Origin of the sequence: Synechococcus sp. W4D4 (genome assembly GCF_047716805.1) — a bacterium.
In the GTDB taxonomy this organism is placed as follows: domain Bacteria; phylum Cyanobacteriota; class Cyanobacteriia; order PCC-6307; family Cyanobiaceae; genus Vulcanococcus.
This window is the reverse complement of the sequence record NZ_CP180404.1, coordinates 2,083,766-2,103,129: the sequence shown is the minus strand read 5'-3', so window position 1 is coordinate 2,103,129 and position 19,364 is coordinate 2,083,766. Positions and strand designations below refer to the sequence as shown.

General features: G+C 61.8%; 19 protein-coding genes and 1 tRNA gene. 7 read left to right on the top strand and 13 right to left on the bottom strand.

The genetic code is table 11. From position 1 onward, the window contains the following. Positions 1-5: 5 nt before the first annotated feature. Positions 6-1,052, bottom strand: a complete 1,047-nt coding sequence (locus tag ACLM42_RS11550) for a rod shape-determining protein (protein ID WP_415399188.1) — start codon at positions 1,050-1,052, stop codon at positions 6-8. 182 nt (positions 1,053-1,234) lie between these two features. On the opposite strand from ACLM42_RS11550, the gene ACLM42_RS11545 reads away from it, so the two are divergent. Beyond that, a complete protein-coding gene (locus ACLM42_RS11545) occupies positions 1,235-1,624 on the top strand; it encodes a single-stranded DNA-binding protein (RefSeq protein WP_415399187.1) in 390 nt (129 codons plus the stop codon). A 103-nt stretch (positions 1,625-1,727) separates the two neighbouring features. Here ACLM42_RS11545 and ahcY read toward each other — a convergent pair whose 3' ends face one another. Further along, complete coding sequence (ahcY, locus tag ACLM42_RS11540) at positions 1,728-3,155, bottom strand: adenosylhomocysteinase (protein ID WP_415400178.1); 1,428 nt, start codon at positions 3,153-3,155, stop codon at positions 1,728-1,730. Positions 3,156-3,280: 125 nt separating this feature from the next. On the opposite strand from ahcY, the gene tsaE reads away from it, so the two are divergent. Beyond that, positions 3,281-3,733 (top strand): tRNA (adenosine(37)-N6)-threonylcarbamoyltransferase complex ATPase subunit type 1 TsaE, encoded by a 453-nt coding sequence (gene tsaE, locus ACLM42_RS11535; protein ID WP_415399186.1) that lies wholly within the window; start codon positions 3,281-3,283, stop codon positions 3,731-3,733. On the opposite strand, the gene ACLM42_RS11530 is transcribed toward tsaE, so the two are convergent. The 4 genes from ACLM42_RS11530 to mgtE form a co-directional block, all read right to left on the bottom strand. Further along, positions 3,730-4,719, bottom strand: coding sequence for a carbohydrate kinase family protein (locus ACLM42_RS11530; RefSeq protein WP_415399185.1), 990 nt, complete (start codon positions 4,717-4,719; stop codon positions 3,730-3,732). The genes tsaE and ACLM42_RS11530 overlap by 4 nt on opposite strands. Positions 4,720-4,722: 3 nt before the next feature. Continuing rightward, positions 4,723-5,853 (bottom strand): A/G-specific adenine glycosylase, encoded by a 1,131-nt coding sequence (gene mutY, locus ACLM42_RS11525; protein WP_415399184.1) that lies wholly within the window; start codon positions 5,851-5,853, stop codon positions 4,723-4,725. Beyond that, complete coding sequence (locus ACLM42_RS11520) at positions 5,843-6,853, bottom strand: RpoD/SigA family RNA polymerase sigma factor (RefSeq protein ID WP_305852215.1); 1,011 nt, start codon at positions 6,851-6,853, stop codon at positions 5,843-5,845. The genes mutY and ACLM42_RS11520 overlap by 11 nt, the downstream gene beginning before the upstream one ends. A gap of 83 nt (positions 6,854-6,936) precedes the next feature. Beyond that, the gene (mgtE, locus tag ACLM42_RS11515; protein ID WP_415399183.1) at positions 6,937-8,322 is read right to left on the bottom strand and encodes a magnesium transporter; all 1,386 of its coding nucleotides are present in this window, start codon (positions 8,320-8,322) and stop codon (positions 6,937-6,939) included. 71 nt (positions 8,323-8,393) lie between these two features. Here mgtE and ACLM42_RS11510 point away from each other — a divergent pair, with 71 nt between their 5' ends. After that, positions 8,394-8,861: a glutathione peroxidase gene (locus ACLM42_RS11510; RefSeq protein WP_415399182.1), complete on the top strand. Its 468-nt coding sequence runs from the start codon at positions 8,394-8,396 to the stop codon at positions 8,859-8,861. Here ACLM42_RS11510 and ACLM42_RS11505 read toward each other — a convergent pair. Genes ACLM42_RS11505 through gyrB form a run of 4 tightly spaced genes read right to left on the bottom strand, consistent with a single transcriptional unit; the run spans position 8,858 to position 11,886 of the window. Beyond that, a complete protein-coding gene (locus tag ACLM42_RS11505) occupies positions 8,858-9,253 on the bottom strand; it encodes a FluC/FEX family fluoride channel (RefSeq protein WP_415399181.1) in 396 nt (131 codons plus the stop codon). The two genes, ACLM42_RS11510 and ACLM42_RS11505, sit on opposite strands and share 4 nt — an antisense overlap. Next, positions 9,246-9,608 (bottom strand): fluoride efflux transporter CrcB, encoded by a 363-nt coding sequence (crcB, locus tag ACLM42_RS11500; RefSeq protein WP_415399180.1) that lies wholly within the window; start codon positions 9,606-9,608, stop codon positions 9,246-9,248. Before crcB ends, ACLM42_RS11505 begins: the two co-directional genes overlap by 8 nt. Before the next feature lie 5 nt (positions 9,609-9,613). Continuing rightward, a complete protein-coding gene (locus ACLM42_RS11495; RefSeq protein ID WP_415399179.1) occupies positions 9,614-9,925 on the bottom strand; it encodes an SH3 domain-containing protein in 312 nt (103 codons plus the stop codon). Continuing rightward, positions 9,925-11,886 carry a DNA topoisomerase (ATP-hydrolyzing) subunit B gene (gene gyrB, locus ACLM42_RS11490; protein ID WP_247909737.1) on the bottom strand — a complete coding sequence of 654 codons (1,962 nt, stop codon included), beginning with the start codon at positions 11,884-11,886 and terminating at the stop codon, positions 9,925-9,927. The genes ACLM42_RS11495 and gyrB overlap by 1 nt, the downstream gene beginning before the upstream one ends. A gap of 157 nt (positions 11,887-12,043) precedes the next feature. Here gyrB and miaA point away from each other — a divergent pair, with 157 nt between their 5' ends. Beyond that, positions 12,044-12,985, top strand: coding sequence for a tRNA (adenosine(37)-N6)-dimethylallyltransferase MiaA (gene miaA, locus ACLM42_RS11485; protein WP_415399178.1), 942 nt, complete (start codon positions 12,044-12,046; stop codon positions 12,983-12,985). Positions 12,986-13,027: 42 nt separating this feature from the next. After that, the gene (infC, locus tag ACLM42_RS11480) at positions 13,028-13,669 is read left to right on the top strand and encodes a translation initiation factor IF-3 (protein WP_185186520.1); all 642 of its coding nucleotides are present in this window, start codon (positions 13,028-13,030) and stop codon (positions 13,667-13,669) included. Here the strand turns inward: infC and ACLM42_RS11475 are convergent. After that, the gene (locus tag ACLM42_RS11475; protein WP_415399177.1) at positions 13,666-14,442 is read right to left on the bottom strand and encodes a dienelactone hydrolase family protein; all 777 of its coding nucleotides are present in this window, start codon (positions 14,440-14,442) and stop codon (positions 13,666-13,668) included. The genes infC and ACLM42_RS11475 overlap by 4 nt on opposite strands. A gap of 79 nt (positions 14,443-14,521) precedes the next feature. Between ACLM42_RS11475 and ACLM42_RS11470 the strand changes: the two genes are divergently transcribed. Further along, positions 14,522-15,511 carry a GntR family transcriptional regulator gene (locus ACLM42_RS11470; protein ID WP_247909733.1) on the top strand — a complete coding sequence of 330 codons (990 nt, stop codon included), beginning with the start codon at positions 14,522-14,524 and terminating at the stop codon, positions 15,509-15,511. A 68-nt stretch (positions 15,512-15,579) separates the two neighbouring features. Here the strand turns inward: ACLM42_RS11470 and ACLM42_RS11465 are convergent. Further along, a tRNA-Gly gene (locus ACLM42_RS11465) sits at positions 15,580-15,651 on the bottom strand. 84 nt (positions 15,652-15,735) lie between these two features. Between ACLM42_RS11465 and cysE the strand changes: the two genes are divergently transcribed. Beyond that, a complete protein-coding gene (gene cysE, locus ACLM42_RS11460; protein WP_247909732.1) occupies positions 15,736-16,485 on the top strand; it encodes a serine O-acetyltransferase in 750 nt (249 codons plus the stop codon). Here cysE and secA read toward each other — a convergent pair whose 3' ends face one another. Further along, the gene (gene secA / locus ACLM42_RS11455; protein WP_415399176.1) at positions 16,486-19,362 is read right to left on the bottom strand and encodes a preprotein translocase subunit SecA; all 2,877 of its coding nucleotides are present in this window, start codon (positions 19,360-19,362) and stop codon (positions 16,486-16,488) included. Between the last annotated feature and the right edge of the window lie 2 nt (positions 19,363-19,364).

The window sequence follows — 19,364 nt, the reverse complement described above, 5'->3', positions numbered from 1 at the left end:
CGGTTTCACGCGCTCAGCCTGCTGAAGTCAGGGGTATCGAGCACCCGCTCCAGGGCCTTGTAGTCCTCGATGACCCGGCCGCAACCGTTGACCACACACAGCAAGGGGTCGTCGGCGATGTGCACCAGGATCCCGGTCTCATGGCTGATCAGGTCGGTGATGCCGCGAACCAAGGCACCGCCGCCAGCCAGCACGATGCCGCGGTCGACGATATCGGCGGCCAACTCCGGCGGGGTCCGCTCCAAGGTGCGTTTGACCGCCTCGACAATCACGTTGAGGGGCTCCGCCATGGCCTCGCGGATGTCTCCGGCGCGCACGGGAATCGTGCGGGGCAAGCCCGAGAGCAGATGCAAGCCCCGGACATCCATCGTCGATTCGTCGTGGGCGTCGTCGGGGAACGCCGAGCCAATCCGAATCTTGATCTCCTCGGCGGTCCGCTCACCAACCACCAGGTTGTGGACCTTTTTGAGATAGGTGCTGATCGAATCGCTGAGCTCATCGCCGGCGACCCGCACCGACTCGCTGAGCACCGTTCCCCCCAGCGACAGCACGGCCACCTCTGTGGTGCCACCGCCGATATCGACGATCATCGTGCCCACTGGCTCAGTGACGGGTAGCCCCGCACCAATCGCGGCCGCCACGGGCTCTTCAATCAAATGAACATTGCGTGCCCCCGCCAAGCCGGCTTCGCGCACCGCACGGCGCTCCACGCCGGTCACCCCACTGGGGATGCCGATGACCAAGCGGGGCGCCACGATGCCGCGGCCCTCATTCCCTTTCTGAATGAAGGTCTTGATCATCTGTTCAGCGGCGTCGAAGTCAGCGATGACGCCATCGCGCAAAGGACGCACCGCGCGAATGTTTCCAGGGGTGCGGCCCAGCATGAGCTTGGCCTCATCACCCACCGCCAGGGGCACACCTCGCTCAAGGTCAATTGCGACCACGGAGGGTTCCTGCAGAACGATCCCCCTGCCGGAGACGTACATCAGGGTGTTGGCCGTCCCGAGATCAATGCCGATGTCGCGGGACAGCTGGAAACGCTTGAAGAACACAGACGTCCCCCCATACCGTCAAAGCATAGGTAGATCCTGCGATCTGACACCCTGCAAGACCCAGCTGCCACTGGGGTTTTGCGGCAGCCGTGACGCATCCGGGGCAAAGGGTGGAACTCTCACCTCGAAGCTCCCCTCCCGGGGACTGCATCATTGATCCAACGCAAACGCAGGAGAACGCCATGGGCGTCAATTCCGTGACCCTGGTCGGCCGGGCTGGCCGCGACCCCGAAGTGCGCTACTTCGAGTCCGGCAGCATGGTCGCCAACCTGACCATTGCGGTGAACCGCCGCAGCAACAACGACGAACCCGACTGGTTCAACCTGGAGATCTGGGGCAAGCAAGCCCAGGTAGCCGCTGATTACGTCCGCAAAGGCTCCCTGCTGGGGATCATCGGCAGCTTCAAGCTGGACCGCTGGACGGACCGCAACAGCGGGGAAGAGCGCAGCAAACCCGTGGTCCGCGTCGATCGCCTCGAACTCCTGGGCTCCAAGCGTGACGCCGAAGCCAATGGCTATGGCGGCGGTGGTTTCGGTGCCGGTGCCCCCAGCGAAGAAGAAGTGCCGTTCTGATCACCAGCTGACTGGACACGAGCACAAAAAAGCCCGGTCTGAATTGGACCGGACCGTGTCAAGAGAAGCCCCTCAACGCTGAGGGGCTTTGTTGTATCCGGGCTCAGTAGCGGTAGTGCTCGAGCTTGTAAGGGCCTTGCACAGGGACGTTGATGTAAGCAGCCTGCTCAGCGGAGAGCTCAGTGAGCTTGGCGCCGATCTTCTCGAGGTGAAGGCGAGCCACCATTTCATCGAGGTGCTTGGGCAGCACGTAGACCTCTTTGGCGTACTGAGCACCCTTGGTGAACAGCTCGATCTGAGCCAGCACCTGGTTGGTGAAGGAGTTGCTCATCACGAAGCTGGGGTGGCCGGTGGCACAACCCAGGTTCACCAGACGACCCTCGGCCAGCAGCAGGATCTTGTTGCCGCTGGGCAGGGTGATGTGATCGACCTGGGGCTTGATGTTCTCCCAGGTGTACTGCTTCAGAGAAGCAACATCGATTTCGTTATCGAAGTGGCCGATGTTGCAAACGATCGCCTGATCCTTCATCTGGATCAGGTGCTCATGGCGGATCACCTGGAAGTTACCAGTGGCGGTGACAAAGATGTCAACGTCAGCAACCACGTCTTCCAGACGGACGACGCGATAGCCCTCCATCGCGGCCTGCAGGGCGCAGATCGGATCGATCTCGGCAATCATCACGGTGGCGCCAAGACCACGCAGGGACTGGGCCGAACCCTTGCCAACGTCGCCGTAGCCGAGCACCAGGGCGACCTTGCCAGCCACCATCACGTCGGTGGCGCGCTTGATGCTGTCCACCAGGGACTCGCGGCAGCCATAGAGGTTGTCGAACTTGCTCTTGGTGACCGAGTCGTTGACGTTGATGGCGGGGAAGGGCAGCTCGCCGCTCTTCTGCAATTGATAGAGACGGGCCACACCCGTGGTGGTCTCTTCGGTCACACCCTGGATCTGGGCCTTGATCCGGGAATAGAAGCCAGGCTGAGCAGCCAGCTTCTGGCGAATGCTGTTGAAAAGCGCGGTCTCTTCTTCGTTGCTGGGGTTATCCAGCACAGAAAGATCGCTCTCGGCCTTGGTGCCCAGGATCACGAGGCCGGTGGCATCGCCGCCGTCATCGAGGATCATGTTGGGAGTACCGCCGTCGCCCCACTCCAGGATGCGGTGGGTGAAGGCCCAGTACTCATCGAGGGTCTCGCCCTTATAGGCGAAAACGGGGATGCCAGCTGCAGCGATCGCAGCAGCTGCGTGGTCCTGGGTGGAGAAGATGTTGCAGCTGGCCCAGCGCACTTCGGCGCCCAAAGCCACCAGGGTTTCGATCAGAACGGCGGTCTGAATCGTCATATGCAGAGAACCCGCAATGCGGGCACCCTTGAGGGGCTGCTCAGCGCCGTACTTGCTGCGCAGAGCCACCAGACCGGGCATCTCGGTCTCGGCAATCTCGATCTCCTTACGGCCGAAATCAGCCAGACCCAGATCAGCGATCACATAGGTACTGGTGCTCTGCAGTGCAGGCGCAGTGGGGGTAGCCACCATGGTTTGTTGTGCTTGAGGTGAATGCATCTCGCCATCCGAGGAAGATCCCGGCGGGGAAGGCAAGAGGGTTGGAATATCTGCAGAGACGCCGAGGCTTCGGGCTCGCTTCACACCAATCTATCGGGATGCAAGAACAGAGCGTGCAGCTAGCGGATGCAGCCGCCACCCAGGACCTGGGCCAACGGCTGGCCCTGGACTGGCTCGCATTGCCGAATCCAAAACCGATCCTGCTATTGGAGGGGGATCTGGGGGCCGGCAAAACCTCGCTGGTGCAAGGGATTGCGCAAGCTCTGGAGATCGATGAACCCATCACCAGTCCTACCTTTGCCCTGGCGCAGCACTACCGAGGCAAAACAGGGGCCCTGGTCCACCTGGACCTCTACCGCCTGGAACTCCCCTCCGCCGCCGATGAGCTCTTCTGCCAGGAAGAAGAGGAAGCCGAGGCGCTTGGGGCCTTGATGGCGGTGGAATGGCCTGGACGACTGAGCTTTAGACCCGAAGAGGCCTGGATCCTGCGCTTGGACCTGCTGGATCCAGGCGATCCCGAGGCCGGCCGGGTGGCCAGGCTGCTGCGCTAGCGCTGCAGAAATCGCTGAACGGCAGCGGCATCCGGCTGGGGATCAATCGCCCCAGCACCACCACAGACCAAGGCCCCGCAGGCGGCGGCAAAACGCAGCATCTGATCAGGGGGCACCGACCCCTGCTCCAGTTGATGCAGCAGACCCGAACTGAAGGCATCTCCCGCGCCGGTGGTATCCACCACCTGGGGTGGTGCTAGGGCCTCCAGCACCCCGGATGCGCCGCCTAAACACCACCGCACAGGGTTTCCGCCATCGGTCACCACCACATCGGGTGACTGGGGAAGGTCGGCTGAGATGACGCTCGGATCAGCCGTGCCAAACAACCAGAGGGCCTCTTCCTTGGCCAGCTTCAACAGTGATGCCACAGCGACCAGGGGTTGCATGGCGCTCAAGGCTGCCGCGTCCGGTCCGGCAGCGGGATCGCGGCGTTCATCCCAGAAGGTGGGTCGCCAATTGACATCCAAGGCAATCCGCACGCCTGCGCCCTTGGCCTGATCGACGGCCCAGCGGAGGCTCTCCGCAGATGCCGCTGTGGCCAGCGGAATCGTGCCCACCAAGAGCCACTGGGCTTGGGCAGCCAGGGGGGGCCAGGCCGCTTGCAGCTCCGAGCAATCCAGGGCCTGGTCCGAAAAGCCCTGCCCCTGATCCCCTGCAAATCCCTGGAAGACCCGCTCCCCGTCGGCATGGCGGCGCACCAGAACAACGCGACTCGGGCGCGTGGCATCCCGTTGCAAACCCGCAAGCTCCACGCCGCGGCTGGCCATCAACCGTTCAAAGGACTCCCCAATGGCATCCCACCCCAACCGGCCCACGAAGGCCGAGGGGGTACCCAAGCGAGCCAGGGCGCAGGCGACATTCGCCGGGGCTCCGCCCAGTCGATCGTCGCACTGGTCCCGTGGTGCAGTCGCCGGATCTCCCCCCAATGGCCCCAGTCGATCCACCAGGGCCTCGCCCAGACAAATCACCTTGGGAGCTGGGTTCATCGATCAGGCCGCGTCGGTTCCCTCCTCAGGGTGGAGACGCGCAAGCAATGCGGCAATGATCCGCGCATTGGCTGCTGGGAACGGAAAGTCGCTGAGCTGCTGGGGCTTCACCCAACGCACCTGCTGCGAAGCCAAGGGCTGGGGCTCACCAGTGCGCCATTGGCAGAGGTGAACGACAAAACGCAGGCGTTTGTGGCTGTAGGCGTGATCCAGGCTGATCAACTCCTCCCCGACCTGCACCTCAATCGCCAGCTCCTCCTGCAACTCGCGGCAGATGGTGACCTCAATGGCCTCGCCAGGCTCCTGCTTCCCACCCGGGAATTCCCAGAGCCCGCCCAGTAGACCCTCATTCAGGCGTTGGTCAATCAGCACCTCGCCGGCGTCGTTGAGCACCACGCCAACGCCAATGACCTGAAAGGGCAGTTCTCGCGGGGCTTCCTTCACGGGATAAGCGACTGGATCGCCGGAAGCGTAGGCAGCGCACTGGTCGCTCCAAGGGCACTGCGGGCAGCTGGGGCTCTTGGGGGTGCAGACCGTGGCCCCCAGATCCATCAGGGCTTGGTTGAAAGAACGGGGCTGCTCGGAATCGAGAAGTTCCGAGCTCAACTGCCAGAGCGCCTTGGTGATGCGCGCGGGCGGCTGAGGACTGGCGATCAGGCGGGAAAGTACCCGTTTGACGTTGCCGTCCAGGATCGGAAACGGCAGATCGAACGCCGAGGAGAGGATGCTGCCGGCCGTGCTGGGGCCAATTCCCGGCAAGGCCAGCCAGCTCTCCAAGTCACGGGGCCAAAAGGAGTCATCACGCTCCACCAACTGCTGCGCTCCTTGATGCAACCGGCGGGCGCGGGAGTAATAGCCAAGGCCCTGCCAGACCAGCAGGACCTCCTGTTCATCCGCAGCAGCCAGGGACTGCAGCATCGGGAATCGCTCCATCCAGCGTTGCCAATAGGGCAACACCACCTGCAGCTGAGTCTGCTGAAGCATCACCTCAGCGACCCAGATCGAATAAGGGTTCAGCTCCTCACCACTCTCTGGCAGAACGCCCTGAGAGGACAGTTTCCAGGGAATGTCATGGCGGCCATGGGCCTGCCACCAGTTCAAAAGCGCTGGGCTCAGGGACTGATCAAACGGCAACGTAGGCCTGAACGTTCTGGCTCAAACGGCGCAGACCAGCCAAGCCATCGCGCTCAAGGTTGCGGACGCGATCGCGGCTGATGCCCAGGACACGGCCAATCCCGGTCAGGCTCATCGGCTCGTCCGGATCAGGGACATCGCGGCAGGGGATCGCATAACGCATCTTCAGGACGCGCCCCTGCAGATCCGGCAGTTGGTCCAGCAGGCCGCGCATGTCCATCCGCAGGCACTCCCCATCCACCAGCTCCGACGGCTGGGTGCCATCGGCCGCCAGCAGGTCCAGCAGCTCCGTGTCATCGCCATCGCCCACCTTGGTCTCAAGACTCACTGGCTGACGCGCGCGGCAGAGAAGGTCCTTCACCTCCTCCTCCGGCAGGTCCACAAATTCCGCCAGCTCCGTCACGGTCGGGGTGCGGCCCAGCTCCTGGCTGAGCTCACGCTGGCCCTTCTTGAGCTTGTTCAGCGTCTCGGTGATGTGGATCGGCAGACGGATCGTTCTGCTCTTCTCCGCAATCGCCCGCGTGATCCCCTGGCGAATCCACCAATACGCATAGGTACTGAACTTGTAGCCCCGGGTCGGGTCGAACTTCTCGACGCCCCGCACCAGGCCGATGGTTCCCTCCTGGATCAGATCCAGGAGCTCCATGTTCCGCTTGGTGTACTTCTTGGCCACGCTCACCACCAAGCGCAAGTTGGCGGCCACCATCCGTTCCTTGGCGCGCTGACCACTACGGAGCCTTTTCTTGAGCTGTACGGGGGTCAGGCCGGCCTCCTTCGCCAACACAGCAGCCGAGGGCTTCTCCACCCCCTCACGGCTGGCCAGCTCCTGCTCAAGCACTTCCAGCGCCACCAATTCCTGAACCTGACGGCCCAAGGTGATCTCCTGCTCGTGGGTCAGCAGCGGCACCCGGCCGATGTCCCGCAGATACGAGCGCACCAGGTCCGTTCCACCGGCCAGCGCGGTCTCGCGCTCTGCGGCAGCGGGTCGGCTCGGAGCGATTGCAACGACCACGGCTCGAAACGTGAACTGATGTAAAGCCTACCCTGAAGAAGTGTAAAGCGACTCTCAGGAAGCCAAATCCCTTAGCCCAAGGCCCGAGTCAGCAACCAGCTCGCGGTCTGCAGGTAGATGAACACCCCCGCCACATCGGTTGCAGTGGCAATAAATGGGGCCGACATGAGAGCGGGATCCAAGCCGAGGCTGTTGAACAACAGCGGTAGGGCCGCTCCAGCCGTAGCCGCCAAGGTGGTGATCGCCACGAGGCTGATCCCAGCCGCCGAAGCCACCAGCCAGTTGCCACCGCTCACATAGGCCGTCCAGGGCACGACCACCAGCACCATCAACAGCCCCAGCAGGGCCCCAGCGATCGCCTCACGGCCAATGGCCAGGGCTGGCCCCAAGCTCTGGATGCGCTGGGTGCTCAAACCGCGAATCACCACCGTTGAACTCTGGGCACCGACGTTGCCCCCGGTGCCAATCAACAAAGGAATAAAGGCCGCCAAAACAACCACCTGCTTCAGCACCTCGTCCATCGAGGCAATGACCGCCGCGGTGCCGCTATTGGCGATCAACAAGACCAACAACCACACCACCCGGCGCCGAGCCACGCTGAAGAGATTGCTCTGGAAGTAGTCGTCCTCGTCACCGGCCTGCACCGCACCGGCGGCGTAAAGGTCACGGGTGGCCTCCTGCTGGATCACGTCGATCACGTCATCGACGGTGACGATCCCCACCAGACGCTCCTCACGATCGACAACGGGGACCGCCAAGAAGTCATAGCGCTGAATCACCCTTGCCACCTCTTCCTGGTCGGTGTCCGTGCCGACGCTGACCACCTCCCTGGTCATCACGTCCCCCACCCGCTGCTCTGGATCAGCGACCACCAGATCTCTCAACGAGAGGATCCCTGTGAGGTGGCGTGAGGCGTCCGTCACGTAGAGCGCATAGATCGTCTCGGTGTCCCGGGCGCGGCGCCGCACGATCGTCAGCGCCTGGGCCACGCTGTGGAACTCCTTGAGATCGATGAACTCGGTTGTCATCAACCGGCCAGCCGTCTCTGGCTCGTAACCGAGCAACTGGGCCGTCACCCGGCGTTCCGCAGGGCTGAGTTCCGCCAAAAGACGACGCACAACCTTCGCGGGCAGCTCATCAAAAAGATCCACCCGGTCATCGGGGGACATCTCTTCAACCAGCTCGAGCACTTCGCTGGAGCGCAACCGCTCCAGCAAGGTCTGCTGCACCGTGGGTTCGAGGTACTCGTAGACGGCGATCGCTTCGTCTTTGGGAAGCAATCGAAAAGCCAAGGCCTGAAGCGTGCGCGGCAGGCCGCCGATCGCTTCCGCTATGTCCACCTCTTGCACGGGCTGCAGCAGCAGCTTCACCGCGTCGTAGTTGCCGGCCTCCAGCAGCCCGCGCAGCTCCTGAACAAAAACCTCAGGATTCGTCGTCGCCGCAGATGCCTCGCTCATGGCCCCCAGCTGCGACACGCCGAGTTTATGGGGAAGGGCCGCTAGGGTCCCGCCTCCCCCATACCAATTCCATGGCCATCAGCGTCAACGATGTTGTGGTGACCAACGGCAGTGGCGAGCAGCAGCGTCTCGGCGACCTCAACGGTCAGGTCGTCCTGGCCGTCAACGTGGCCAGCCGTTGCGGTTTCACCCGCCAGTACGCCGGCCTGCAGGCCCTGCAAGAGGCCTACGGCAGCCAGGGTTTCAGCGTGATCGCCTTCCCGTGCAATGACTTCGGCGCCCAGGAGCCTGGAAGCCTCGAGGAGATCAAACAGTTCTGCTCGACCAGCTACGGCGTGACCTTCCCCGTCTACGCCAAGGTGGCCATCGGCGATGCCCCCTTCAGCACCTTGACCCAGGCCGAACCTGCCGGTGCTGTGGCCTGGAACTTCGAGAAGTTCCTGATCGGCAAGGACGGCACCGTGCTCCAACGCTTCAAGAGCAACGTGGAGCCCGACTCCGCTGAGCTCAAGGGAGCCATCGAAGCAGCCCTCGCCTAGGCGTCAAAGACGCGGCGGCTGATCTGAAAACCAGCCGCCGCGCTTGCCACTCCCAACAACAAGCTGACAACGATCAACAGCAGCCCGAGCAGGGGTTGACCAGCGTTGAGCAGCTTGACCACATCCAACATCCAGCTGCTGAAAGTGGTCAGGCAGCCGCAGAAACCAATCCCTAAGAGCAACAGCAGGCTCGGGCGCCGTGGAATGGGCCCAGCCAAAAACCCCAAGAGCAGCGAACCAATCAGGTTCACCAGGAGGTCTGAGACGGCACTTCCACCCAGCACCGGGCCCAAGTGAACACCGCTCTGCCAACGCAACCAAGCGCCAGGCACCGCGCCGCAGGCCACTAAGACCAACTCCTTCAAGGCAAAGCGCAATTGCCGATCAGCCAACGCTCGCCATCCCCGCTAATACCGCCAGGACCCCAGCCACCACAGAGCCAAGGGCCAACAACATCACCTCTCGGGAGAGACCGGCCCGTAGACCCTGCAGCAATTCGACGCTGAAGGTCGAGAACGTGCTGAGGCTGCCCAAAAAGCCTGTGCCCAGCAGTAGACCAAGACGTTGATCAGACCCACACTGACGCGCCAGCACGGCGACCGAACCCAGGGCAAAACAGGCAATGATGTTGACCGCGAAGGTCGCCCAGTGCTTTCGGGGCAACATCGGCTCGAGGTGATTCACCACGCGAAAGCGAAGCCAGGCACCAGGCACAGCTCCGATCGCAACCAAAAGAGCGTCGCGCATCCGCGTTAAGCGGCAGCCATCCAGCCGCGGCGGGAAGCCACCTTCACCTGGATCCAGCGTTCACCACGCAGATTGCGCCAAGTTCGTAGAACCTGGACCGGAGAATCCGCCGGAATTTGGGCGAGCACGGGTGCTTCACGCTCCGGGGCTACTTGGAGGCAGCCCTTGGCGCTACTGAGCAAAGGCTCACTGGGGCAACGGCGACGAATCTCGGCTGGCCGGCGATCGCCTCCTCCAGCCGGGAGAGCGACCGGTGCAAACAAAGCAAAAGCCAAAATGGCGCCCCAGCGCAGGCTGGCGTACGGCTGGGCCGCCATCAGATGTCGAGCTGGGCCAGATCCAACTCGGCGCTGTGGGTTTCGATGAACTCGCGGCGAGGAGCCACCTTGTCACCCATCAGGATCGTGAAGATGCGATCGGCTTCGGCCGCATCTGCAATCTCGACGCGCTTCATCATGCGTGTCGTGGGATCCATGGTGGTCTCCCACAGCTGGGTAGGCATCATTTCACCCAATCCCTTGAATCGCTGGATGGTGTAATTCGCCTTTTCTCCAAATCCTTCGATCGTGCTCTTCAGATCGCCTTCGTTATAGCAATACGTGTGGTTTTTACCGCGCTCAACCTTATAAAGTGGAGGACACGCGATATAGATATAACCTCCTTCAACAAGAGACTTTTGATAGCGATAGAAGAAGGTGAGAAGCAGCGTTCGAATGTGGGCACCATCCACATCAGCATCAGTCATGATGACGATGCGGTGGTAACGGAGATTTTTCTCGTCGAATTCTTCACCTTTGATACCCAAACCCAAGGCAGTGATTAGGGCCTGAATCTCAGTGTTCTTGTAGATCTTGGAGTCATCTGTCTTTTCGATGTTGAGGATCTTGCCCCGCAACGGAAGAATGGCTTGAAAGCGGCGATCCCGCCCTTGCTTGGCCGAACCGCCTGCGGAATCACCCTCAACGATGTAGATCTCAGACTCGCCGGGATCACGGGAAGAGCAATCGGCCAACTTGCCCGGCAGGGTCGAACTTTCGAGAACGCTCTTACGGCGAACCAGCTCACGGGCCCGCCGAGCCGCCTCAGCCGCATTGAAGGCCTGAATCGCTTTCTCGAGAATCAGATCAATCACAGAAGGATTGAACTCGAGGTATTCACCCAGGGCTTCACCAACCAGCGAGTCAACGATGCCGCGAACCTCGGTATTACCAAGCTTTGTCTTGGTCTGTCCTTCAAATTCAGGCTCAGGAACCTTGACCGAAAGAACAGCGGTCAAACCCTCGCGAATGTTTTCACCCGCGAGGTTGGAGTCTGAGTCTTTGCGCTTGCCACGCTTCTTGGCAAAGGTATTAAGGGTCCGGGTCAGAACGGTCTTCAGACCCTCAATGTGAGTACCGCCGTCAACGGTACGGATGTTGTTAGCAAATCCGAGGATACTATCTGAATAGGCATCGACACACCACTGCAGTGCGGCCTCTATCTGGACACCATCTTTTTCTGAATTGACATAAATGATGTCAGGATGCAGAGCATCCTTTTCTGCATTCATGTAGGCGACATATTCCTTGATGCCGCCTTCGTAGTGATAAGTCTCTTCGCGAGCCTCGCCCTCTTCACTGCGCGCCGCCGGACGCTCATCGCGAAAGACGATCTTGACTCCACCATTGAGGTAAGCAAGCTCCCTTAAACGAGCCGACAGGGTGTTGTAGTCAAAATCAATTCCGACGGTGAAGATTTCCAGATCCGGCTTGAAACGCACCGTCGTTCCCGTGCGGCTGGCATCCGCCGCAGCCTCAATCGCCAATGTGCCAATCGGTGCACCCCTCTCAAAGCGTTGGCGGTGTTCCTTGCCCTGGCGATAAACGACAACCTCGACCCACTCAGAAAGGGCATTCACCACGGAGACACCAACCCCGTGGAGACCACCCGACACCTTGTAGCCGCCGGCTCCAAACTTGCCGCCGGCATGCAGAACTGTCAGGACAGTTTCGAGTGCACTCTTTCCCGTTTTCGGGTGGACGTCAGTCGGAATACCTCGACCGTTGTCACTGACTGAGCAGCTCCCGTCCTCTTCAATCGCAACCCGGATCTCATTGCAATGCCCTGCCAGGGCTTCGTCAACGGAGTTATCCACCACCTCATAGACAAGGTGGTGCAAGCCCCTCGGCCCAGTAGAGCCGATGTACATGCCCGGGCGCTTGCGGACCGGCTCCAAGCCCTCCAAGACCTGGATCTGCTCGGCGCCGTAGGCAGCCTGAACTTTCGTGGCTTCGCTCATGGAATCCGGCAGGGGCTGCATCTCTCCCGCAGGAGGCTCGACAAGGGCAAAAAGCCGAGCAGAAACCAGCCTTTGAGGGTCAATCTACCACCGATGCAATAGAGGCGCTTACAGAGGTCGCTCAGAGGCGATTTCAGCAAGGGGGGCACCCCTCTTTTTGCCAACAACCCGGCAAAGTGCGGTGATGAGTCCATCCAGTCAGCCCCTCGTTGTGGTCTTGATGGGGCCAACAGCCAGCGGCAAAACCGCCCTTGCCATTGAGATCGCCAAGACCCTTGATCTCGCGGTTTTGTCTGTCGATTCCAGGCAGCTCTACAAGGACATGAGCATCGGCACGGCGAAACCGACGGCCGAGCAACGGGCCGCCGTTCGCCATGAGTTGTTGGACCTTCGGCCCCCCGACCAGCCGATCAATTTGCAGGAATTCCGCCAGGAAGCCGATCAAGCCATTGCTGCGGAACACCGGCGGCGCGGGGTGGCCTTCCTCGTTGGCGGCAGCGGCCTCTACATCAAGGCCATCACCCAGGGGATGACTCCACCGGCGGTGCCCCCACAACCTCGATTACGTGCGGACCTGGAGGCGCTGGGCCAAGGCCAGTGCTACGCCCTCCTGCGCCAGGCGGATCCGAGTGCGGCTGAGCGCATCATGGCCAACGATGCCGTGCGAACCCAGCGCGCACTTGAGGTTCTCTACGCAACCGGCCGGCCCCTCAGCCAGCAACAGGGCTCGAATCCCCCCCCCTGGCGCGTCCTGGAACTCGGGCTCAACCCCAGCAACCTCAAGCAACGCATTGCCCAGCGCAGCCAGACTCTTTACAGCGATGGCTTAGTGGCCGAAACGCAACGGCTGCAGCAGCGCTACGGAGTGGACTGTCCTTTACTGGACACCATCGGCTACGCAGAAGCGGCGGCCCTGCTGAGGGGTGAGCTGAACGAGCAACAGGCCATCGAACAGACCACCAAACGCACCCAGCAGTTCGCCAAGCGGCAACGGACCTGGTTTCGCCGTCAACATCAGCCCCTCTGGCTGGATGCACCAGGCCAAGAGGGCAATCCCTTAGAGCGGGCCTTGTCGGCGATCGAGCACGTCCTAGGGTGAACGGTGAACAGCAACTGTTTTTCCGTCCTCTCGCCCGTCTGAATGCCACCCCGTCCTCGTTTTGACCGCCGTGCTCCTGTTCGGGAGCTCCCCAACATCAACGACCGCATCAATTACCCCCAGCTCCGGGTGGTCGATGCCGACGGCAGTCAGCTGGGAGTGATCTCAAGGGAAGAGGCTCTCGACGTCGCCAAGGACCGCGAGTTGGACCTCGTGCTCGTGAGTGAGAAGGCTGACCCACCGGTCTGCCGGATCATGGACTACGGCAAGTTCAAATTCGAGCAGGAAAAGAAGGCCAAGGAAGCCAAGAAAAAGTCGCACCAGACCGAAGTCAAAGAGGTCAAGATGCGCTACAAGATCGACCAGCACGACTACGACGTGCGGCTCGGTCAGGCCTCTCGCTTCCTGAAAGCAGGCGACAAGGTCAAGTGCACTGTGATCTTCCGCGGACGCGAGATCCAGCACACCGCCTTGGCTGAACAGCTCCTGCGCCGCATGGCGAAAGACCTCGAGGAAAAAGCTGAAATTCAGCAGGATCCCAAGCGCGAAGGCCGGAACATGATCATGTTCCTGAGTCCCCGTAAAACCCCGCTGGCCAAGGAGAAAGAGGCCGAGGCCGCAGCCAGCAAAGCGGTGCGCACGATCGAGACGCCCCGTCAAGCCGCTGCCAAGGCCGAGGGCTAAAGCGCCTCAGCAAAGAGTTCCAGCATCAGACTCCATCCCGAGGCCGCAGCCTCAGGGTGGAAGTCTGTCCTGGCCTCACACATGTATCCGTGACCGGCCCCAGTCACCACAACCAAGCGATGGCGCGCCCCGCTCGAATCGGCAGCGTGCAGGGCTCGATCAATGGCTTGCAATTCCTCAGCGGGCATCAGGGGGTCTTGATCGCCGCAGAAACACCAGATCCGCCCTGGGATCTGCGGAAGGACCGAAAGGGTCGCCGCGTCAGGTGACCCCGGCTTGAAGCAGGACACACGGGCGCCATAAAAGTCACAGGTCGCCTCAATGGCTGGGTTCGTCGCCGCCAACATCGCCAGGTGGCCGCCAAAGCAGAAACCAACGCACCCCAGCCGCAGAGACGGATGGGCCTGCTGGAGCCAATCCACGGCTGCTTGAACATCTGCCAGGAGCTGCGAAGCCGTCACCTGATCCCGGTGCTCCCGGCCCGCGGCCAAGCCAGCTTCGTCGTAGCCCACCTCCAAATCAGGAGCCGTTCGCGAGAAGGTGTTGAGCGCTAAGGCTGCGTAGCCCTCTTGCGCCAGCCGCTCCGCCACGCTGCGAACCCAGCTGTTCACACCAAAGACTTCAGGCAGAACCAGCACAGCTCCCCGAGGCCGCTCTGGCAGCGCCCACCAGGCCGGCATGGTGGTCGCTGTCACACCCGCTGCAGAGGGAACGGAGAGCTGAACCCAGCTGGCCTGGATGGTCATCGCATTGGAGGGGTTGGGAACCGGCACACCGTTTTATGCCAACAACGCAATTGTCACCAGGAACAAAGATCCGTAAGGTGGCCCGAACAGCTTGTGCCACTCGGGCGTGCGGTTCCACATTCAGCAGGACAGCGATATCCCGGCCTCGAGCCAGCTGTACAACCAGATTTGCTTTGCGATTGCAGCGCGGCACTTCCCGCCTGGCCATCGACTGCCCAGTACGCGCCAGCTGGCGATGCAGACCGGGCTGCATCGCAACACGATCAGCAAGGTCTACCGCCAGCTGGAGAACGACGGCGTGGTGGAAGCCATGGCCGGTTCTGGCATCTACGTGCGGGATCAACAGAACCCTCGCGAGATCAAGCCACCGCCGGGTCCCCGCGGGCGGCACCTACCCGACATCGACCGCGAGGTCAGACAAAGCGTGGATGGCCTGCTGAATGCGGGCTGCACCCTGCAGCAGGCCCGAGAGCTCTTGACCCGTGAAATCGACTGGCGACTGCGCTGCGGCGCCCGGGTGCTGGTCAGCACCCCGCGGGAGGACATCGGCGCCTCCATGTTGATCTCCGAGGAGCTCACCCCCCACCTGGATGCACCCGTCGAAGTGGTTCCCATGGAGGAACTGGAAGCCGTGCTGGAGAACTCCAGTAACGGGACCGTGGTCACCAGCCGTTACTTCCTCCAACCCGTTGAGGAGATTGCCAAGCGCCATGGTGTGCGCGCCGTGCCGGTTGACCTGAACGACTTCCGCCACGAGCTCGACCTACTGAAGGATCTGCGAGCCGGCAGCTGCGTGGGACTCGTCAGCATCAGCCCAGGCATCCTGCGGGCCGCAGAAGTGATCCTGCACAGCATGCGGGGCAACGAACTGCTGTTGATGACCGCAACCCCGGATGTCAGCAGCCGACTACTGGCCCTGCTGCGGGCGTCCAGCCATGTGCTCTGCGATCGCCCCAGCCTGCCGTTGGTGGAACAGAGCCTGCGCCAAAACCGTTCGCAGCTGATGCGGATGCCCCAAGTCCACTGCGCCCAGAGCTATCTAGGGACAGCGACGATTGACCAGCTGCGCAAGGAAATCGGACTACTCACTGGCTAAGCGCAGACTTCAGGGTGAAATCACAATTCGAGTTCATGGCTGACATTGCAGCAATGAACTGATTCACAAGCGGATGAAGAGATTCGAACTCTCGACCCTCTCCTTGGCAAGGAGATGCTCTACCACTGAGCTACATCCGCAATCGCCGCGGCTCAACCGCCGGCCAAGAGATCATGCATGACCGAGGGCCCCTCGGTCAAACTCTTGCTCAGCAAGATGGAACGATGCTGAACGCGCTACGAGCCGACCTGGCGATCATCAAGGAACGGGATCCGGCGGCACGTGGCACGTTGGAGATGCTGTTCTGCTATCCGGGGCTGCATGCCCTAACCTTGCACCGCCTCAGTCACCGACTCTGGGGGGTGGCTCCCCTTCCGGCACGCCTACTGAGCCAACTGGGCCGCTGGCTGACCGGCATCGAGATTCACCCTGGAGCCCGGATCGGCCGTGGGGTGTTCATCGACCACGGCATGGGTGTCGTGATCGGCGAGACGGCCGTGGTGGGCAACAACTGCCTGCTCTACCAAGGAGTCACCCTCGGAGGCACCGGCAAGGCCCATGGGAAGCGCCACCCATCCCTCGCGGAGAACGTCGTGGTCGGCGCCGGAGCCAAGGTCCTTGGCGCCATCGAGGTGGGAGCCAACACACGTATCGGAGCTGGATCGGTCGTCCTACGCGATGTCGCACCGGACAGCACCGTGGTGGGCGTTCCAGGACGGGTGGTCCACCAAAGCGGGGTTCGCGTCAATCCCCTGGCGCACTCAGCCCTTCCCGACGCAGAGGCTGGGGTGATCCGCAACCTGATGGAACGGATCGATGCCCTGGAAACGGAGCTCACCCGCGCGCAGGACTGCCTGCGGAGCTTGGCTGCGGGAAAGCCGCTGGAGGAGCCCTGCGCGGCTGCCGCCGCACAGAACCTCAAGGACCGCGAGATCCTGGAGTTCCTGGGGGACAACCCAGGAACCACCAATTGATTAAGCCGAGGCCTCAGCGCCAGAGGGAGCGGGCTGGAACATGAACATCGAATAGATGACGTTGCGGCGCATGCCCGTCATCATCTCGAGGAACATGTCATAGCCCTCGTTTTTGTACTCAATCAGCGGGTCCTTCTGGCCGATGGCCCTTAGACCCACCGACTCGCGCAGGGCATCCATGGCCTGCAGATGTTCACGCCAGAGGGTATCAATCTGCTGAAGGATGAAGAAGCGCTCAGCCTCACGCATCAGGCCCGGGCGCTGCTGCTCAACCTGGCCCTCTTTGATGTCGTAAGCGTTGCGGAGCTGTTCCTGCAGGAAAGCCTTGAGCTCATCAACCGATAGGCCACTGAGCTGCTCAGGCTTCAGATCTTCCAGGAGATAAACGAACTCCTTGACCTTGGCCACCAGGCGACCCAGATCCCACTCCTCGGGCGGCAGATCGGGGTTCACATAGGCATCAACGATGTCCTGCATGGTGCGCTCGCCATAGCCCACCACCTGTTGCTTCAGTTCACGACCTTCCAACACGCGACGGCGCTCGGCATACACAGCTTTGCGCTGGTTATTCATCACCTCGTCATATTCAAAAACCTGCTTCCGAATGTCGTAGTAGTAGGTCTCAACCTTTTTCTGAGCCCCTTCAAGCGAACGAGTCAGCATGCCGGATTCGATCGGCATGTCCTCCTCGACGCGGAAAGCATTCATCAGGCCAGCGACGCGATCACCGCCAAAGATGCGCAGCAGGTTGTCTTCCAGAGACAGGAAGAAACGGGTGCTGCCGGGATCTCCCTGACGACCAGCCCGGCCCCGCAGCTGGTTATCGACCCGGCGGGATTCATGCCGTTCGGTGCCGATGACGTGCAAACCACCGGCTTCGCGCACCACCGAATCCTCGGATTTGGTCACTACCTCGAATTCGGTGCGCACCCGCTTAATCAGCTGGCGCAACTGCAGGATTTGGGCATCATCCGTTGGGGCCTTTTCGGCAGCCTGGGCAATACGGTCTTCGAGCTCCAGCACGCTGAGCTGGCGATCCCCCCAGGCTTTGACGAGATCGTGGGCCAAGCCAGAGAGGGCCTGATCGGTGCCCTCGGTGAGGGTGCAGGGATAGAGGGTGCCAATGGCCTTCGCTTCCGAGGGGGCCTTGGCGGATTCAGCTGCCGAGGCGGCACCAAAACCAGGGGCAGCCTCGGGGGCGCGCTGCAGGGGAACCGGAGGCTTGTGGCCATCTTCCGGACGCACCAGACGTGGCAGAAGAACCTCACGCAGCTTCAGGCGTGACATGTAGTCGGCGTTGCCGCCGAGGATGATGTCGGTGCCGCGGCCCGCCATATTGGTCGCGATCGTGACGGCCCCCGTGCGACCGGCCTGAGCCACGATTTCAGCCTCGCGCTCGACGTTCTCCGGCTTGGCGTTCAGCAGGTTGTGGGGAATCTGCTGCTCGGCCAGCAAGGTGCTGAGCAGTTCGGACTTCTCGACGCTGGTCGTGCCCACCAAAACCGGCCTGCCCTGCTTGTGCACCTCGGCGGTCTCCAGTGCCACCGCACGCCACTTGGCGTTTTCGTTCTTGTAGACCTGATCTGTCCAGTCCTGGCGCGCCCGGGTGCGGTTGGTCGGGACGATCGTGACCTCGAGCTTGTAGGTCTTCTCGAACTCCACCTCTTCGGTTTTGGCGGTACCGGTCATACCCGCCAAGCGGGGATAGAGCAGGAAGAAGTTCTGGTAAGTGATCGACGCGAGGGTTTGGGTCTCGGGCTGAATTGGCAGTCCCTCCTTGGCCTCAATCGCCTGGTGTTGACCATCGCTCCAACGGCGCCCTGGCATGACGCGGCCGGTGAACTCATCAACGATCACCGCGTCATCGCCGCGGACGATGTAGTTCACATCTTTGACGAACATCTCCTTGGCCTTCAGGGCGTTGTTGATGTAGTGCGCCCAGGGATCCTGGGGATCAAACAGATCCGCCACACCAAGCAGTTGCTCCGCCTTGGCATAGCCCTCGTCGGTCAACGTGCAGCTGCGCTGCTTCTCGTCGACTTCGTAGTCGCCTTCGGGGTCGATGCCGTCCTTGCCCATCTCCGCAGCCCGCACCAACTGGGCCGCAACATCAGAAGCCTTCTGATACTTCTCCTGGGGGCGCTCGACCTGACCCGAAATGATCAACGGAGTCCGGGCTTCATCGATCAGGATCGAGTCCACCTCGTCGATCACGCAGTAGTGGAAGTCCCGCTGCACCACCTCGGCGATGTCATTCGCCATGTTGTCGCGCAGGTAATCGAAACCCAGCTCTGAGTTGGTGGCGTAGGTGATGTCGCAGCCGTAGTTCAAGCGGCGGCTGGAGGGATCCATGTCCTGCTGGATCAAACCCACCGACAGCCCCAGGAAGCGATGGACCTGACCCATCCACTCGGCGTCCCGGCGGGCCAGGTAATCGTTGACGGTGACCACGTGAACGCCGCGGCCCGTTAAAGCGTTGAGATAGCTGGGCAGGGTGGAGACGAGGGTCTTGCCCTCGCCGGTTTTCATCTCGGCGATCTGGCCGTCGTGCAGGATCATCCCGCCCAGCAGCTGCACATCAAAGTGGCGCATGCCGAGCACGCGTTTGCCGGCTTCGCGGACCACAGCGAAGGCCTGGGGCAGGAGCTCATCCAGCAGCTTTCGCTCGCGATCGAGGGTGGCCTCGCGGCTGAAACCACGCTTCAGGCAGTCGTCCTGCAGGCTGCTGAGCTTCTGGCGGAATTCCGCCGTGAGACCGCGCAGCTCGTCGTCCGAGAGGGGGGCGACCTCCTCCTCGAGCAGATTGATGTCGGAAACAATCGGCTGGTAGCGCTTCAGCTTGCGGGCATTGGGGTCACCCAGCAGCAGCTTGAGCATGG

What these genes read in the sequence shown, in the direction of transcription:
- ACLM42_RS11545 (WP_415399187.1), top strand. Translation starts at nt 1,235, where the DNA reads ATGGGCGTCAATTCCGTGACCCTGGTCGGCCGGGCTGGCCGCGACCCC.
- cysE (WP_247909732.1), top strand. Translation starts at nt 15,736, where the DNA reads ATGCTGAACGCGCTACGAGCCGACCTGGCGATCATCAAGGAACGGGAT.
- ACLM42_RS11510 (WP_415399182.1), top strand. Translation starts at nt 8,394, where the DNA reads ATGGCCATCAGCGTCAACGATGTTGTGGTGACCAACGGCAGTGGCGAG.
- infC (WP_185186520.1), top strand. Translation starts at nt 13,028, where the DNA reads ATGCCACCCCGTCCTCGTTTTGACCGCCGTGCTCCTGTTCGGGAGCTC.
- tsaE (WP_415399186.1), top strand. Translation starts at nt 3,281, where the DNA reads ATGCAAGAACAGAGCGTGCAGCTAGCGGATGCAGCCGCCACCCAGGAC.
- ahcY (WP_415400178.1), bottom strand. Translation starts at nt 3,155, where the DNA reads ATGGTGGCTACCCCCACTGCGCCTGCACTGCAGAGCACCAGTACCTAT.
- crcB (WP_415399180.1), bottom strand. Translation starts at nt 9,608, where the DNA reads ATGCGCGACGCTCTTTTGGTTGCGATCGGAGCTGTGCCTGGTGCCTGG.
- gyrB (WP_247909737.1), bottom strand. Translation starts at nt 11,886, where the DNA reads ATGAGCGAAGCCACGAAAGTTCAGGCTGCCTACGGCGCCGAGCAGATC.
- mgtE (WP_415399183.1), bottom strand. Translation starts at nt 8,322, where the DNA reads ATGAGCGAGGCATCTGCGGCGACGACGAATCCTGAGGTTTTTGTTCAG.
- ACLM42_RS11530 (WP_415399185.1), bottom strand. Translation starts at nt 4,719, where the DNA reads ATGAACCCAGCTCCCAAGGTGATTTGTCTGGGCGAGGCCCTGGTGGAT.
- secA (WP_415399176.1), bottom strand. Translation starts at nt 19,362, where the DNA reads ATGCTCAAGCTGCTGCTGGGTGACCCCAATGCCCGCAAGCTGAAGCGC.
- ACLM42_RS11495 (WP_415399179.1), bottom strand. Translation starts at nt 9,925, where the DNA reads ATGGCGGCCCAGCCGTACGCCAGCCTGCGCTGGGGCGCCATTTTGGCT.